This is a genomic window from Ruegeria sp. CDSA033, assembly GCF_059612305.1.
In genome coordinates this window covers 339,900-356,013 of record NZ_JBXWQI010000001.1, presented here as the reverse complement: position 1 = coordinate 356,013, position 16,114 = coordinate 339,900, and the positions used below count along the sequence as shown (strand labels likewise).

Sequence of the window (16,114 nt, the reverse complement as noted above, 5' to 3'; positions counted from 1 at the left end):
CCCGGTGGCCAGGGCTCTGCGTATCGACAAGCTGTGGTTGCCGTTCATTGCACGTGTCTCCGTCTCATTCAGTTCATTTGACGCATTTGGTGCCGTGCCGTTAGGCTGTGGCATGCGCTTTGTCCTCTTGTGCCTGAGCCTGACGCTCTCTGCCACCCCCTCTTGGTCGCAAGAGGCGATTGGTCTTGCCGCGCCGGACGAGGTTGCTAGCTCTGGTCTGCTGCAACATATCCTTCCTCGCTTTTCTCTCAAGACCGGGATCCGGGTTATTGCAGATGATGCCGGCGTTTTGGTGCTGGAAACCGCCCCTCCGGGTGATCCTGTGTTCGCGCGCGACGGTGTGATCTATCACCTTCGGATCGAAGAGGACGCCAAACATGAGCGATTCCGCGACTGGCTGCTGTCCGATATCGGAAAACGGACGGTAGAAAGCTATGCGCCAGAGCAAGGCCCGCCTTTCTCGGCCAGCTTCGATATCGCGGCCGTGAAAACCGAAACAGTGATCGACGGCGATACGCTGCGCGGCGAGGAATTGTCGATGACCCATTGCGGCCGGTGCCATGTGATCGGGCCCAAGAACCGGATGAATGGTCTGGGTTCGACCCCCTCTTTCGCGGTGCTGCGCGCCATGCCGGACTGGTCAGAACGGTTCGAGGCGTTCTTCGCCCTCAACCCGCACCCCTCGTTCACACAAATCGACGGGCTGACACCTCCGTTTGATCCACAGCGTCCATCGCCCATCTATCCCGTCGAGATGACGCTGGATGACCTGGAAGCCATCCTTGCCTTTGTCTCGGTCATAACTGCAGCGGACTTGGGTGCGCCCTTACAGCTTCAGTGATCCTTTCGTTTTGAGAAATAATCCTCGGTCGTAACGACACGAGGCTTCGGGTTAGACTGGAACGGGTTGTCCTCTTGCTGGAACTGTGCGTTTACGCGGCAATTGTCACACATCTGGATCATCCGCGCCTTGTCTGAGGAGGCAAACATCGGATGTGTACCCGCAAGCTTTTCCATGATCCGTTCCACGGTGGACTTAACTCCAAACAGTGCCCCGCATTCTACACAAGCGAACGGCTCCTCTTCATTCAACACCTGCTGAGACAGGGCTGCATCGCTCAGGTCAAGCTGCGGGACAAGAGCAATCGCATCCTCCGGGCAGATGCCTTTGCACAACCCGCATTGCAAACAGGCGTCTTGCTGGAAGTTCAATTGCGGCTTGTCTGGGTTATCGATCAAAGCACCCGACGGGCACAGCGACACACAGCTGAGGCACAAGGTACAGGCATCCGTGTTGACAGCGATCGCCCCATAGGGCGCGTTTTCCGGCAAGGCCAGCGGCTCTTCGGCTTTAGGGTTCAGCGCCTGCGCAGCCAAACGGGCGATCTGGCGGCGGTTGCCCAATGGCAGCACCGGGTCGGCCAATGGCTGAGGGACATCTTGGGCATAAAGGACATCAGACAGCGCATCAGGGTCGGCCTCATCCAACAACCCCAGGGCATTCGCCCCCGCTATTGCCTGCGCCAAGGCCAGTTCACGGTCCAACGCATCGCGCTCGGTCGTTGGGGATAGCAAGACGTCCACTCGCGCGAAACCATGCGCCAAAGCAGCCAGCATCTCGGCATGGCCAAAGCCTGAAATCACACTTAGCTCCAGTGGGATCACATCGGCAGGCAAGCCACGTCCAAAACGGGCGGCCAGTCGGATCATCTCGGCCCCGTGGGCATTATGCACCAGCAAGCGTGGCGCGGCTCCGCCGGCCCGCCGATAGGTGCGCGCCAGGATGTGCATCCGTGACAGCAACGCCGAAACCGGCGGATCTTCGTAGATGATCGCCGTTGACGGACAAACCGCCGCGCATTCACCGCACCCGGCGCAGATCATAGGATCGATTTCCACATGCTCACCCGCGGGTGTGATCGCCCCTGTCGGACAGATATCCAGACAGTTCGTGCAAGCGACCTGTTCTGCCCGAGAATGGGCACACAGCGTTTCTTCCATCCGCACGTAAAGCGGCTTTTCGAAGGTGCCGACCAATTGGGCTGCCTCAAAGGCCAGCCGTTCGACGGACAATGGATCTTTGGGATCAGCCCGCAGATAGCCTTCGCGCTTGGTCGGAGCCTGAACCAAAGGTGTGTCGCCGGTCAGGTCCAGAACGATGTCACAGCCCGATTGCGCCCTGTCACGGGCCTCGGTCCAGACAAAGGCTCCACGTCCGCCGGGTTCAAGCTGCTGAAACGCGTCAAGCTGCAGGGTAAACCCACCCAATGCACCGTTCAGCGATTTGATGCGCCCGCGCACGACGTCGAACGCGCGCGAAAACGGCGCGGCCTCATCCGTGACAAGCACCGTAACCGCAAGCGTAACGGCCAGTTTTTCAGCTAGTGCAAATGCAACGTCGCCGGGACCGATGATCAGGCATGTGCCTTCGCTATAGACGTCTACGCTGGGCGTCACCGGCTGCGGCAACAAGGCTTCGGCGGCCAGGGCAGCCATCTTGGGGGCCGCATCCGCGCCCTCATCAGACCACCCGGCCCGGTCACGAAGATCAACAAAGCCCGGGGCGTCCACATTCAGTTCTTCGGCCAGGGCCTGAAACACTTCCTGCTCTTGTCCGCAGGCAATGATGGTGTCCCCCTGTTGTATCTCCGCGGCCGCCGCTTCCAACTCTCGCGTGCAAAGCGCTGTGAAAACCTTGGAACATTCCATCTCGCAGGCCGAACCGATCTTGTCGGAATTCAGAGGTTGAGACCCGGCGCAGTCGCATAACAGTAGTTTGGTGCCCATGATCCTCCCCCGGATACTTCTCCACCTCTTCGCATCGCAGGCTGTATCCCCGTTACTGGAATGTAAACCCTTTGGGACAGCGGGCCATTTGGCCACGGAAACCCCTTTCTTTACAATAAACAAAGGCGTCCGTTTGCGGGGATCACTATTTTGCTACCAGCCATTACGACTAAGGTCGTACGACGCGGGCTTGGCACCTGAGCGCTTTGTGTACCATAGTGGACCTATGGGAAGGCATGGGAGAGCCTTCCGGGGAGGAGCCAGTGGCCAAGGCCGCAAGCCAGATTGAAATGCCAATCGGCGTCATCGTGCGCAAAACACCCGGTGTAACCCGCTGGGCGAAATGGAATTGGCGCGCCATTGCTGTGTTGCCCGGTGCCGGACCTGCGGACTGGCACGAAATGCGACGTGAAGGCGAGGCCATTGAGTACCACGCAGCGACCCTGCCCCTGACGCTTTGGGCGGACGAAACCGAAGCCTATATGGTGAACCTGTCGGACGGCCAGCCGTCGATCTATCTTGTCCTTCGTGATGCACTGGATGGCGAAAGGCCGATGGATGCGGTGCTGGTAACGGCGTCGCCCTTCGAAGGTCAGGACTATGCCGATACCGGTGAAGAGATCGTTGAAAAAATCCCGATGACCGATGGGTTGATCGCCTGGGTGCGCGACTTCGCTTTGGAGCATCATAACGACGAAGTCTTTGTGAAACGCCGCCGGGACAAAAAGCGTATCGATTTGGTCGAAGACGGCAAGGGCGACGCACGCATACGGCAAGAGTCAGACGTGTACCGCGCCCCGCGGAGGATCGTGCAGTGACCCAAGCCCGCGATTTCTGGTCCCGCCGCAAAGCGGCAGTACAGGCGGAAGCCCAGGCCGAGGTCATCGCGATTGAAGAACAGGCCATTGCCGCCCAACACGCCGAACTGCAGGAAAAATCCGATGCCGAAATACTGGCCGAGTTTAATCTGCCCGACCCTGACGAATTGCAGGCGGGCGATGATGTCTCGGGCTTTATGGCCAAGGCAGTTCCCGACCGTCTGCGCCGTCGAGCCTTGCGACGGCTGTGGCGGCTGAACCCGGTTTTGGCCAATGTCGATGGCCTTGTGGACTACGGCGAGGATTATACTGACGCTGCCTGCGTGATCGAAAACATTCAGACCGCATATCAGGTTGGCAAAGGTATGCTTGCACATGTCGAGGCGCTGGCGGCTGAGGCCGAAGACAGCGAAGCGGACGAAACAATTGAACCGGATGAACCGCAGGACGAACCTGCGTCACCCGAAACCGCGACACCAGAGCCCGTTCTGGTGGCTGAGGTGGACATAGCGCCGGACCTGTCTGAAGAGGCAGAAGTGACCCCTGCCCCACGCCGCATGAAATTTGAATTCGAAGGATAACCTGATGACCGCAAGTGAAGCGCAACAGATGAATGTCTCGGCAGAGGATCGTATGCGCGCGGATTTCTACAACTTTCTGGGGCTGCTTCTGTCTGCGCCGCCCGATCAGATGCTGCTGGATCAAGTATCCAGCCTGACCGGCGATGAGACCGATCTTGGACAGGCTATTCAGTCCATGGCCCGCGTCGCCAAAGTGACCAAGCCCGCCGCAGCGGAACGCGAATTCAACGCGCTGTTCATCGGGTTGGGGCGCGGCGAGTTGCTGCCCTACGCCAGCTTCTACCTCACTGGATTCCTGAATGAGAAGCCGCTGGCGCAGCTTCGCAACGACATGGCAATGCGTGGCATTACCCGAGCCCGGAATGTCTTTGAACCGGAAGACAACATCGCCTCATTGATGGAGATGATGGCGGGCATGATCGTTGGTCGCTTCGGCGCAGCTGCATCTTTGGAAGACCAAAGGGCATTCTGGAATAAACATATCGGCCCTTGGGCCATGCATTTTTATTCGGATTTGGAAGGCGCCGAGAACTCGGTTCTCTATGCCTCGATCGGCACAGCCGGTCGGGTCTTCATGGAGATCGAGCGCGAAGCCTTCCGAATGACGGCAGCGTGAACCGCTGTCACTCACCAGCGCCCCAAGGGGTGCTAACTCGCAAATGGGAGAGGAGAAACCCATGAGCAAGACCAAGGAAGAAGGCGCAACGCGCCGCGACTTCCTCAAACTGGCTGGAACCGCAGCGCCCGCTGCAGTTGCCGCCGCCAGCCTGAGCGGAAAAGCCGAGGCAGCCGAGCTGCCTACGGATGAGAACCGCATTCAGGATACCGCGCACACGCGCGCATACTTGAAAAGCGCACGCTTCTAGCGCGACGACAGCGCCCGGTTCAAACCCGGACGAGGTCACACCCGACTGACGGTTGCGATTGGCCCTGACGTCGGCACCAGCAGTACCAAGCCAGCCGTGGCTCACACGGCGCGCAAGGGAGGAAAGAAATGCTTAGGAAAAAGACCAACGGGGTTGCGAGACGCCCCCAGCGGACAAGTATCCTGTCCCAGGTCGGCGAGAAAACCGTCGATCGCCGCGCATTCCTGCGTGGCTCGGGCCTGACGATCGGCGGCCTTGCCGCGATCAGCGCCACGGGTGGAACCGTGACGCCAGCCAGTGCCCAGACAGCGGCCAATCAGGCCGTGGAAAACATAAAGTCCATATGCACCCACTGCTCGGTCGGCTGTACCGTCGTTGCCGAAGTGCAGAATGGCGTCTGGATCGGGCAGGAACCCGGTTGGGACAGCCCGTTCAATCTGGGTGGACATTGCGCCAAGGGGGCGGCAGTTCGCGAGCACGCCCATGGCGAACGCCGCCTCAAGTATCCGATGAAAAAGGAAGGCGGAGAGTGGAAGCGCATCAGCTGGGAAGAGGCGATCAACGAGATCGGCGACGGCATGATGAGCATCCGCGAAGAATCCGGGCCGGACAGCGTCTATTGGCTGGGTTCTGCGAAGCACAATAACGAACAGGCCTACCTGTTCCGCAAGTTCGCCGCCTATTGGGGCACGAACAACGTGGACCATCAGGCGCGTATTTGCCACTCAACCACTGTTGCGGGTGTTGCGAATACATGGGGCTACGGCGCCATGACCAATTCGTATAACGACATCCATAACTCTCGGGCCATTTTCATCATCGGCGGCAACCCGGCCGAGGCGCACCCTGTCTCGCTGTTGCATGTTCTGCGCGCGAAAGAGCAGAACAACGCACCGCTGATCGTCTGCGACCCGCGCTTTACGCGCACTGCGGCCCATGCGGATGAATATGTCCGCTTCCGTCCTGGTACAGACGTCGCCTTGGTTTGGGGTATTCTGTGGCACATCTTCGACAACGGCTGGGAGGACAAAGAGTTCATCCGCACCCGTGTCTGGGGCATGGATCAGATCCGTGAAGAGGTCGCCAAGTGGAACCCGGAAGAGGTGGAACGCGTCACCGGCACCCCCGGCTCGCAGCTGCGCCGCGTTGCGCGCACCATGGCCAACAACCGTCCTGGTACGGTGATCTGGTGCATGGGTGGCACGCAGCATACCAACGGCAACAACAACACCCGCGCCTACTGCGTGCTCCAGCTTGCGCTTGGCAACATGGGTACTTCGGGTGGTGGCACCAACATCTTCCGCGGCCATGACAACGTTCAGGGCGCAACGGACCTTGGTGTTCTGTCCCATACCCTGCCCGGCTACTACGGCCTGTCAAAAGGTGCTTGGGGTCATTGGGCCCGTGTCTGGGGTGAAGAACCGGAATGGCTCGCTGGCCAGTTTGCGACGATCAAAGACAAGGAAGGCAAGGACAAGCCGCTGCAGAACGAGCGCGGCATCCCGGTCTCCCGCTGGATCGATGGTGTTCTGGAAGACCCTGCAAACATGGATCAGGACAACAACGTCCGTGCCATGGTGCTGTGGGGCCACGCGCCTAACTCGCAGACCCGGATGACGGAAATGAAGACGGCGATGGAGAAGCTGGACATGCTGGTCGTGATCGACCCGTATCCTACAGTTTCCGCCGTTTTGCATGACCGTACCGATGGTGTCTACCTGTTGCCCGCCTGTACGCAGTTCGAAACCCGTGGGTCTGTCACGGCATCGAACCGGTCGCTGCAGTGGCGTGACAAGGTTGTGGAACCGCTGTTCGAAAGTCTGCCGGACGAGGTCATCATGGCCAAGTTCGCCAACAAGTTTGGATGGGCAGATCGGCTATTCCGCAATATCGAGATGGACGACCCGGAAACACCGAATGTTGAAAGCATCACGCGTGAGTTCAACTCGGGCCTCTGGACCATCGGATACACCGGTCAGTCACCGGAACGTCTAAAAAGCCACATGGCCAACCAGCATACGTTCGACAGAACCACGCTGCAGGCAATCGGTGGCCCGAACGACGGCGAGTACTATGGTCTGCCCTGGCCCTGCTGGGGAACGGCTGAGATGGGTCATACGGGGACGCCAAACCTCTATGACATGTCCAAACCGGTGGCCGAAGGCGGCCTGACCTTCCGCGCCCGTTTCGGTGTGGAACGCGACGGTGACAACCTGCTGGCCGAAGGGGTCTATAGTGTCGGGTCGGAAATTCAGGATGGATACCCTGAGTTCACGATGCAGATGCTGATGGACCTTGGCTGGGATGGCGATCTAACGGCTGAGGAACGCGCGGCCATCGACGCCGTTGCGGGACCAGAGACCAACTGGAAGACCGACCTTTCCGGCGGCATCCAGCGGGTCGCGATCGAGCATGGCTGTGCGCCCTTCGGGAACGCCAAAGCCCGCGCGGTTGTCTGGACCTTCCCGGATCCGATCCCAATCCATCGCGAGCCGCTTTATACGCCGCGTCGCGATCTGGTAGAGGACTATCCGACCTACGAGGACCGTCAGGCCTATCGCCTACCCACGCTCTACGCATCGATCCAAAAGAACGACTTTTCAAAGGATTATCCGATAATCCTGACGTCTGGTCGTCTGGTTGAGTATGAGGGCGGCGGTGATGAGTCACGGTCAAACCCGTGGCTGGCCGAGCTGCAACAGGACATGTTCGTCGAGATCAATCCGCGCGATGCCAACAATCTGGGCATTCGTGACGGGGCACAGGTCTGGGTCGAAGGTCCCGAGGGCGGCAAGGTCAAAGTGATGGCGATGCTGACCAACAGGGTCGGTGCCGGCGTGGCCTTCATGCCGTTCCACTTTGGCGGCCATTTTCAGGGCGAAGACCAGCGGAATAAATACCCTGCTGGTGCCGACCCCTATGTCTTAGGTGAAAGTTCCAACACCGCCCAAACTTATGGCTATGATTCAGTGACCCAGATGCAGGAGACCAAGTGTACTCTCTGCAAGATCTCGGCAGCGTAAGGAGAACGATAATGGCTAGAGCAAAGTTTCTCTGCGACGCTGAACGCTGCATCGAATGCAACGCCTGCGTAACCGCGTGCAAGAACGAGCACGAGGTGCCCTGGGGCATCAACCGCCGCAGGGTGGTGACGATCAATGACGGCAACCCGGGCGAACGCTCGATCTCGGTGGCCTGTATGCACTGCTCGGATGCGCCTTGCATGGCGGTGTGCCCGGTCGACTGCTTCTATCAGAACGAAGAAGGCGTCGTCCTGCACTCCAAGGACCTGTGCATTGGCTGCGGTTATTGCTTCTATGCGTGCCCGTTCGGCGCGCCGCAATACCCGCAGGCGGGCAACTTCGGATCACGTGGCAAGATGGACAAATGTACCTTCTGCGCCGGTGGTCCCGAAGAAAACAACTCGACCGCAGAGTTCGCAAAGTATGGTCGCAACCGGATCGCCGAGGGCAAGCTGCCCATCTGCGCCGAGATGTGTTCCACCAAGGCCCTGCTCGCCGGTGACGGTGATGTTGTGTCTGCCATCTACCGTGAGCGCGTCGTGGCGCGCGGGTTTGGCTCGGGCGCATGGGGTTGGGGCACAGCCTACGACCAGAAAGACGGATAAACCCGTCTGACAAGAAAAGACGGTCCCGTGTTCATCCACGGGACCGTCCCAGCGCGACCATAAGGATTTGGTCGAGCTTAGGTTGCATGTCCAATCTGCGCGGAGCATTTCATGACCGAAGATATTTACTGGCTGCTGAAACTTGAGTTGCAGGCCGATCAGGATGCAGCATTTGATGCGCTGATGGCGGAAATGGTGGATGCGACACTGACAGAAAGTGGTGCGAAGTCTTATGAGTGGCATCGTACAGGGTCGACCGTTCACATCTATGAACGCTACGCCAGTTCAGATGACGCAATGATCCATATGCAGAACTTCGGAGCGAATTTCGCCGACCGTTTTCTGGCAATTCTCACCCCCACCACGTTAGAGGTTTACGGACCAGCAAAAGATGACCTGCGCGATACCCTGACACCCGTAGGAGCAGTCTTTCACGAACAAGTCGGCGGCTTTGACCGATAACCCCGTACGACACAGGAGATTCGATAGATGCGCCTGATCCAAATGCTGCTGATACCACTTTTCCTTGCCAGTTTTGCCTGGGCACAGGAAAACACGGAAGCTCCTGCAGGAGCTGACCGCAGCGCCACAGGCGGTGCAACCACTCTGCAAGATATCATGGCCCGTCAGCGTGGAGAAAAGGTCGACAACAGCTATCGGTCCGAAAACACCGGCCAAAGCAATGCCGAAGGCTTGCTTGGTCAGCTTGGAACGCGCGGTGTGACCTCGGACAGCGATGTCTATCGCGCACTTCGCTACGGCTCGGCGGATGTAACCGTGTCATCTCATGGACCGGCCGCAACGGTACTGATCCAGGACGGCGGCATGTGGTGGCTAAATTTTCGCACCGGTCCTTTGCGTGAATACGGATCTTACATCATCGGCGGTATGCTTGTTCTGTTGCTGCTGTTTTTCCTGATCCGCGGAAAGATCAGGATTGATGGTGAAAAGACCGGGCGGAAGATTCTGCGTTTCAACGGGATCGAGCGGTTCGGGCACTGGTTATTTGCCGGGTCCTTCTTGATACTAGGCGTCACCGGCCTGTTGACTTTGTACGGTCGTGATTTCCTGATCCCCGTTTTCGGCAAAGAGGGGTTCGCGACGATCGCTCAGGGCTGCAAATGGCTGCACAACAACCTGGCTTGGGCCTTTATGCTTGGGCTGATCATCGTGACCGTGAACTGGATTTCTCACAACATCCCGAACCGCACCGACCTGAAATGGCTCGCTGCCGGTGGGGGGTTATTCACCAAAGGCAGCCACCCGCCCGCCAAAAAATTTAACGCCGGGCAAAAGATCATATTCTGGCTTTGCATTCTGCTGGGCGTCTCGATCAGCCTGTCCGGTCTGTCGTTGCTGTTCCCATTTGAAATGCCACTGTTTGCCAAGACCTTTTCGATCGCGAATTCGACCGGTATTCCGCAGATGCTTGGGCTGAACCTGCCCGTGCAGATGTCCCCGCAGGAAGAGATGCAATACGCCCAGATCTGGCATGTCATGGTCGCCTATGCGTTCATCGCGATCATTCTGGCCCACATCTATCTGGGCTCGGTCGGCATGGAAGGTGCGTTTGACGCTATGGGAACCGGAGAGGTGGAAGAGCAATGGGCACGCGAGCATCACTCGCTGTGGCTGGAAGAGGTGCAGGCAAAAGAGGCCAGCGAAGGGGCGGCCTCGCCAGCCGAATAAATGCGCACGTTGGTTCTGGCTCTGGCACTGATGCCCCTGCCCGCAATGGCCGAGTTCTATACGCTTAAGGGTCACGGCGGACCGATCATGGGGATCGCCACCGCACCTGATGGCCGGATCGCCACGGCCAGCTTTGACAACTCGGTCGGTGTTTGGACGGATCAATCCCCAAACTGGTTGGAAGGCCACGAAGCCGCCGTCAATTCGGTCGTTTTTAACGGCACGGCCATCTATTCGGCAGGAGATGACTTCACCCTGCGCCGGTGGCCCGGAGGTCAGGTTGTTGGTCAGCACAAAGGCAAGATCGTGGGCGTGGCCGCATCCAAAACCCACGTGGCAACGGCCAGTTGGGACGGCACCATCGGGCTGTGGCCAGTCGATGGATCGGCGCCGTCGATGCTCGGGCCGACTGGAAGCGGTGTGAATGCCGTCGAATTCTCTGCAGACGGTACGGAACTGTATTCCGCAGGTATCGATGGTTCACTGCGCATATGGGACGTTGCCAGCGGACAGGAAACGAACCGGTTCGTGGAACATGGCTTTGGTATCAACGAACTAGTACTGAACGAGCAGGACAACTGGATTGCTTATGGTGCAGTCGACGGTGTCACCCGCATCCTTGACCTGACAACCGGTGATGAGCGTGATTTCACCTTGGAACGTCGACCGATCCTTGCATTGGCGCTTAGCCCGGATCGCAGCATGCTGGCCGTCGGAGATGGCGAAGGCTATATTATGGTGATCGACACGGTCGAATGGCGTATCGCGCAGGATTTCAGGGCCACATTACGCGGCCCGGTCTGGGCGCTGGCCTTTTCGCCTGATGGGCAGAACCTACACGCGGGCGGGATTGACGAAGCCATGTACAGCTGGCCAGTCGCCTCGCTTGGCGACCAGGAACAGATGGCCGCGACAGAACCCAGCTTTCTCAAAAACCCTGAGGAAATGGAGAACGGAGAACGCCAGTTTACCCGCAAATGCTCGATCTGCCACAGCCTTACACCGGATGATCAACGCCGCGCGGGTCCGTCGCTGCATGGTGTGTTCGGGCGCAAGGCGGGTACGCTTACCGGATATTTTTATTCGGACACGCTGCAAGACTCTGATATCATTTGGAATGAAGAAACGATAAACGCTCTGTTTGACGAAGGGCCGGACCATTATATCCCGGGGTCGAAGATGCCGATGCAGCGGATCACCGAACCCAGGGACAGGGACGACCTTATCGCCTTTCTACGCCGCGCCACGGCGCCAGAAAACTGAGCCGGAGGAGACCTATGAAAGCCTTTCTTGCTGCTGTTGCCGCCATGGTGGTGATCACCGTCGCCGCGCCCTTTACGCTGCAACAGATCGGTTTCAGTGCTGCGGATGCCGGCACCAGCTCGGCTGTGCGTCTCGACTGAATGTCCGAATATCTGACCACCAAGGAACTGGCCGATCTGCTGCGCATTGGCGAGCGTAAGGCCTATGATCTTGCCTCATCGGGTGAGGTGCCTTGCGTGCGCGCCATGGGCAAACTGCTGTTCCCGCGGGCCGAGGTGATCGCCTGGCTGAACGCCTCGCGATCCGGCCCGGAAGTGGCCGAACCGCCCCTGCCCCCGATTGTTGCGGGCAGCCATGATCCGCTGCTGGACTGGGCGCTGCGCGAAAGCGGCTCAGGGCTGGCGACTTATTATGATGGCTCATTCGATGGGCTGACTCGTCTGAAAGACCGCAACGCGCAGGCGGCAGCGCTGCACATTCACGAGGATGGCGGGTTCAACACCCAGACCCTGAAAGACGCTTTGGGTGAGGCCCCGGTCGTTCTGTTTGAAGTCGCGCAGCGGGAGCGTGGGTTGCTGCTGGCACCGGGCGCGTCGGATATTCAGGGTTTTGCGCAGCTAAAAGGCCGACGTGTCATCCTGCGTCAGGACAGCGCGGCCAGCCAAAGGCTGTTCGACGCACAGCTTGAGGCCCACGGAATGACACGCGACGATCTGGAAACCCTGCCCACCTGCGCCCGCACAGAAGAGGAGTTGGCCATTGCCCTGCATGACAACAAGGCCGAGGTCGGGTTCGGACTAGGCGCATTGGCTGGGCTGTACGATCTGGGGTTTGTTCCCACGCATACCGAACGCCTGGACCTGGCGATTTGGCGTCGAGCCTATTTCGATGACCCGATGCTGAAATTGCTCAGCTTTGTGCAGTCCGACCGGTTCCTAACCCGCGCCGATGAGTTTGGTGGGTATGACCTGTCCGGTCTGGGAACGATCCACCACAATGGTGCCAGCGGGTGATCCCTTATTTCGCGTTCGGAAAAAACAGCTGCTGACCATTCAACTCAAAGGCCTCGATGGCTGCCTGCCCGTCCGAGCCGATCAGCCAGTCGATGAACCGTTGGCCCGCCGCCGCCCGTACACCTGCATGTTTTTCGGGGTTCACCAGAATGACGCCGTATTGGTTGAACAAACGCGGGTCACCTTCGACCAACACTTCAAGGTTTCCACGGTTGCCGAAGGACTCCCACGTCGCACGATCCGTCAGGGTATAAGCATCCATGCCACTTGCCACGTTCAACGTCGCGCCCATGCCCGAACCGGTTTCCCTGTACCACGTTCCCGATGCCGCAGCCGGATCTACTCCGGCGTCGTTCCAGTGGCGCATTTCGGCCTTATGCGTTCCGCTGTCGTCCCCGCGTGATGCGAAGGGCACTTCGGCCTCGGATATCGCGGTCAAAGCGGCCACGATATCCGATCCATCCTTCACCTTGGCCGGGTCTGATTTAGGACCGACAAGCACGAAGTCGTTATACATCACGTCAAACCGTTCGACGCCCCAACCGTCTTCGACAAACTGCTCTTCGTCTGCCTTTGCATGGACCAGAAGGACGTCTCCATCCCCATTGATTGCATTGCGGATCGCCTGCCCAGTACCGACGGCAACAACGCGCACGTCGATTCCGGTTTCCGCCTCGAACCATGGAAGGATGTAATCCAACAGTCCCGAATTTTGGGTCGAGGTCGTTGATTGGACCACAATAAATGGTTCTTCGGCCAAGGCCGGACCTGAAAACAAGCCAAGTGAAACCAATGCTGCCCGAATGAAATTCCGGATCATTCTAAACTCCAGATTTTTTTTTATGTCACCAATCCGCCTGCAAGATACCTGCGCGAGGCATCACTTTTGGGATCGTCCATTACCTGACGCGCATCGCCATGTTCAACCACATGACCGCCCTGCATCATGACGACATCCGATGCCAGCCGGCGCGCCTGACCGATGTCATGGGTCACCATGACAATGCGCACCCCCCCTTCTGATGCGCGCAGGATCATCCGCTCAATCACCTGAGTGGCGCCGGGGTCCAGCGCGCTGGTCGGTTCGTCCAGAAACAAGGTATCCGGGTCCAGCGCCAGCGCGCGCAGGATGGCCAGCCGCTGCGCCTCACCTCCCGACAGCGATCTGGCCGCTTGCCGTGCTTTGCCTTCAAGCCCGCCTTGGGCCAGCAAATCAGCAATACGCGTCTTGCGAGCAACGCGCTGCAGGCCTTGCCGTTTCAGGACAAAATCCAGATTGGCTGCAACGGACCGGCGCAGCAAGACGGGTTGCTGAAACACCATCGCCTGCCTGGCCTTGTGATCAGCATTCAAAGGAACTCCGTCTTGTTCCACGTGGCCCTTGTCCGGGGCAATCAGCCCATGCAGACACCGCAGCAACAGGCTTTTGCCCGCGCCGTTCGGTCCAAGGATCAAGGTCGGCCCCGGCCCGCTCAATGTCAGGTGCGGAACGTCCAGCAATGCGGTGCCATTACGCGCAATCTGCAATCCGTTAACGGTGATGCGCCGCGCCATTTCCGAGACCAGATCACGCATGGCGCAACCCCTCTCTCTCAGCCCGCAGGCTGAGCGTGCTGACCATGGCGTTCACCGCTATGGCAATACCGATCAGAATCGCGCCGAGCGCCAGAGCAAGCGCCAGATTTCCCTTGGACGTTTCCAGTGCGATTGTCGTCGTCATTACCCGCGTCACGTGATTGATGTTTCCGCCAACGATTATGACCGCCCCAACCTCGGCAATGGCGCGGCCAAATCCGGCCAGCAAGGCCGTGACCAGCGCCAACCGCGCATCCCACAGCAGTACCGGTACAGAGGCCAGCCGCGACACGCCCAAGGATCGGAGCTGTTCTGAGTATTCCTCGGCCAGCATCTCGACCACCTGCCGCGTCAACGCAGCGACGATGGGCGTCACCAAAACAACCTGCGCGATGATCATCGCGGTCGGTGTGTACAGCAGTTCAAGGACGCCCAAAGGCCCGGATCGCGACAACATCAGATAAACCAGCAGGCCTACGACCACCGGCGGGAACCCCATCAGCGCGTTCATAAGAATGATCATAACCCGCCGCCCCGGAAAGCGTGCAACAGCCAGCGCAGCGCCAACAGGCATGCCAATCAGTGCAGAAATCAAGACGGCAAAAATGGAAACTTTCAGGGAAAGCAGCACAATCGCCCAAAGCTCTGGATCCCCATTCAGGATCAGAGTGAACGCCGTATTGAATTCTGCTGCAAATCCCTGCATTTTATTCGGACTATCACCAGTTTCGTATGAAATGCGTTGTTATTCATAGAATTCTACGCCATTTCGATCTCAAGTACAGACACAATTCCGACATAAGATACAGGAAACGCGGCCCCGTTTGGGACCGCGCCTTTTCAACCGATGCTAGGCGGATCAGTTCAGCGCCGCATCCGTGATCTGGTGCGTCCAAGCGCCGTCTGGCTGCTTGGTGATCACAGGATCGGAACCGCCCGCCAGCAGGGTGGCAACGGTGCGCTCAAAATCGGCAGGGTCCAGCGAACCGTTCGAACCTGAGGTCAGCTTGGCGATCTCGCCCATCATGCGTTTCTGATGCTCTTCGGTCTGGGCGCCGGTCTCATCGTTTTCCAGCACGATATCGGCCGCCTCATCCGGGTGTTCCTCGGCGTATTTCCAACCCTTCATCGAGGCGCGAACGAAGCGTTCCATCTTGTCGACAAACGCTGCGTCCCCAAGGTTCTCTTCCAGAACATACAGGCCGTCCTCCAATGTCGCGACACCCTGATCTTCGTACTTGAAGGTCACCAGCTCATCCGGGTTGACGCCGGAATCGATGACCTGCCAGTATTCGTTATAGGTCATGGTGCTGATGCAATCGGCCTGACGCTGCAGCAGCGGGTCGACGTTGAAGCCTTGCTTCAGAACTTCCACACCGCTTTCGCTTTTGCCACCCGTGTCGATGCCCAGCTGGCTCATCCAGCTCATGAACGGGAATTCGTTACCAAAGAACCAGACACCCAGCGTGCGGTTCTTAAGGTCTTCGGGTGCCGCGATCCCGGCATCTTTCCAGCAGGTCAGCATCATGCCCGAGCTTTTGAACGGCTGCGCGATGTTAACCAGAGGCAAACCCTTTTCGCGTGCAGCCAGCGCCGCGGGCATCCATTCGACGGTCACGTCAGCGCCGCCACCTGCGATCACCTGCGTCGGTGCAATGTCTGGTCCGCCGGGCAGAATAGTGACGTCCAGCCCTTCTTCCTCGTAGAATCCCTTGTCCTTGGCAACATAGTAGCCCGCGAACTGAGCCTGCGTGACCCACTTCAGTTGCAATGTCACCTCATCCGCAGCGAAAGCCGAACTGGCGGCCAGACTAAAGGCGGCTATCGCCCCGCTGAGTAGCTTATTCATCTTCATATCTCCTAGTTGCTGTTGGTGCCCCTTTTGGGGTCTGTT

17 protein-coding genes are annotated in these 16,114 nt (G+C 58.7%); 12 read left to right on the top strand and 5 right to left on the bottom strand.

Going from position 1 to position 16,114, the window contains the following annotated elements; translation table 11 throughout:
• The first annotated feature begins 4 nt into the window (after positions 1 to 4).
• On the top strand, positions 5 to 841 hold the full coding sequence (locus AC2FLA_RS01825) for a c-type cytochrome (RefSeq protein WP_496720042.1): 837 nt from the start codon (positions 5 to 7) through the stop codon (positions 839 to 841).
• Here AC2FLA_RS01825 and AC2FLA_RS01820 read toward each other — a convergent pair.
• A complete protein-coding gene (locus tag AC2FLA_RS01820) occupies positions 835 to 2,787 on the bottom strand; it encodes a 4Fe-4S binding protein (RefSeq protein ID WP_496720040.1) in 1,953 nt (650 codons plus the stop codon). The genes AC2FLA_RS01825 and AC2FLA_RS01820 overlap by 7 nt on opposite strands.
• Before the next feature lie 263 nt (positions 2,788 to 3,050).
• On the opposite strand from AC2FLA_RS01820, the gene AC2FLA_RS01815 reads away from it, so the two are divergent.
• From AC2FLA_RS01815 to AC2FLA_RS01765, 11 genes are all read left to right on the top strand, one after another.
• On the top strand, positions 3,051 to 3,605 hold the full coding sequence (locus tag AC2FLA_RS01815; RefSeq protein WP_496720039.1) for a DUF3305 domain-containing protein: 555 nt from the start codon (positions 3,051 to 3,053) through the stop codon (positions 3,603 to 3,605).
• The gene (locus tag AC2FLA_RS01810; RefSeq protein WP_496720037.1) at positions 3,602 to 4,186 is read left to right on the top strand and encodes a DUF3306 domain-containing protein; all 585 of its coding nucleotides are present in this window, start codon (positions 3,602 to 3,604) and stop codon (positions 4,184 to 4,186) included. Before AC2FLA_RS01815 ends, AC2FLA_RS01810 begins: the two co-directional genes overlap by 4 nt.
• A 4-nt stretch (positions 4,187 to 4,190) precedes the next feature.
• The gene (locus tag AC2FLA_RS01805; protein WP_496720035.1) at positions 4,191 to 4,802 is read left to right on the top strand and encodes a TorD/DmsD family molecular chaperone; all 612 of its coding nucleotides are present in this window, start codon (positions 4,191 to 4,193) and stop codon (positions 4,800 to 4,802) included.
• Positions 4,803 to 4,863: 61 nt separating this feature from the next.
• Complete coding sequence (locus tag AC2FLA_RS01800; RefSeq protein ID WP_058273834.1) at positions 4,864 to 5,052, top strand: ubiquinol-cytochrome c reductase iron-sulfur subunit N-terminal domain-containing protein; 189 nt, start codon at positions 4,864 to 4,866, stop codon at positions 5,050 to 5,052.
• Between the two features lie 128 nt (positions 5,053 to 5,180).
• Positions 5,181 to 8,075, top strand: coding sequence for a formate dehydrogenase subunit alpha (locus tag AC2FLA_RS01795; RefSeq protein ID WP_496720033.1), 2,895 nt, complete (start codon positions 5,181 to 5,183; stop codon positions 8,073 to 8,075).
• 11 nt (positions 8,076 to 8,086) lie between these two features.
• Complete coding sequence (gene fdh3B, locus AC2FLA_RS01790) at positions 8,087 to 8,680, top strand: formate dehydrogenase FDH3 subunit beta (protein WP_058273836.1); 594 nt, start codon at positions 8,087 to 8,089, stop codon at positions 8,678 to 8,680.
• Between the two features lie 111 nt (positions 8,681 to 8,791).
• Positions 8,792 to 9,142 carry a putative quinol monooxygenase gene (locus AC2FLA_RS01785; protein WP_496720032.1) on the top strand — a complete coding sequence of 117 codons (351 nt, stop codon included), beginning with the start codon at positions 8,792 to 8,794 and terminating at the stop codon, positions 9,140 to 9,142.
• 27 nt (positions 9,143 to 9,169) lie between these two features.
• Positions 9,170 to 10,369, top strand: a complete 1,200-nt coding sequence (locus AC2FLA_RS01780; RefSeq protein WP_496720030.1) for a formate dehydrogenase subunit gamma — start codon at positions 9,170 to 9,172, stop codon at positions 10,367 to 10,369.
• A complete protein-coding gene (locus tag AC2FLA_RS01775) occupies positions 10,370 to 11,632 on the top strand; it encodes a c-type cytochrome (RefSeq protein ID WP_496720028.1) in 1,263 nt (420 codons plus the stop codon). It abuts the gene before it with no gap.
• Positions 11,633 to 11,646: 14 nt separating this feature from the next.
• Positions 11,647 to 11,772 (top strand): hypothetical protein, encoded by a 126-nt coding sequence (locus AC2FLA_RS01770; RefSeq protein WP_472723580.1) that lies wholly within the window; start codon positions 11,647 to 11,649, stop codon positions 11,770 to 11,772.
• Entirely contained in the window at positions 11,773 to 12,645 is an 873-nt protein-coding gene (locus AC2FLA_RS01765; protein ID WP_496720026.1) for a substrate-binding domain-containing protein, read from the top strand. It begins immediately after the preceding gene.
• A 4-nt stretch (positions 12,646 to 12,649) separates the two neighbouring features.
• Here the strand turns inward: AC2FLA_RS01765 and AC2FLA_RS01760 are convergent, their stop codons facing one another.
• The 4 genes from AC2FLA_RS01760 to AC2FLA_RS01745 all read right to left on the bottom strand — a co-directional run bounded on the left by AC2FLA_RS01760 (position 12,650) and on the right by AC2FLA_RS01745 (position 16,069).
• Positions 12,650 to 13,465, bottom strand: coding sequence for an ABC transporter substrate-binding protein (locus tag AC2FLA_RS01760; protein WP_496720024.1), 816 nt, complete (start codon positions 13,463 to 13,465; stop codon positions 12,650 to 12,652).
• Between the two features lie 20 nt (positions 13,466 to 13,485).
• Positions 13,486 to 14,220 carry an ATP-binding cassette domain-containing protein gene (locus AC2FLA_RS01755; protein ID WP_496720022.1) on the bottom strand — a complete coding sequence of 245 codons (735 nt, stop codon included), beginning with the start codon at positions 14,218 to 14,220 and terminating at the stop codon, positions 13,486 to 13,488.
• Complete coding sequence (locus tag AC2FLA_RS01750) at positions 14,213 to 14,926, bottom strand: ABC transporter permease (RefSeq protein ID WP_496720020.1); 714 nt, start codon at positions 14,924 to 14,926, stop codon at positions 14,213 to 14,215. Before AC2FLA_RS01750 ends, AC2FLA_RS01755 begins: the two co-directional genes overlap by 8 nt.
• Before the next feature lie 153 nt (positions 14,927 to 15,079).
• Positions 15,080 to 16,069 carry an ABC transporter substrate-binding protein gene (locus AC2FLA_RS01745; protein ID WP_058274243.1) on the bottom strand — a complete coding sequence of 330 codons (990 nt, stop codon included), beginning with the start codon at positions 16,067 to 16,069 and terminating at the stop codon, positions 15,080 to 15,082.
• Positions 16,070 to 16,114: the final 45 nt, after the last annotated feature.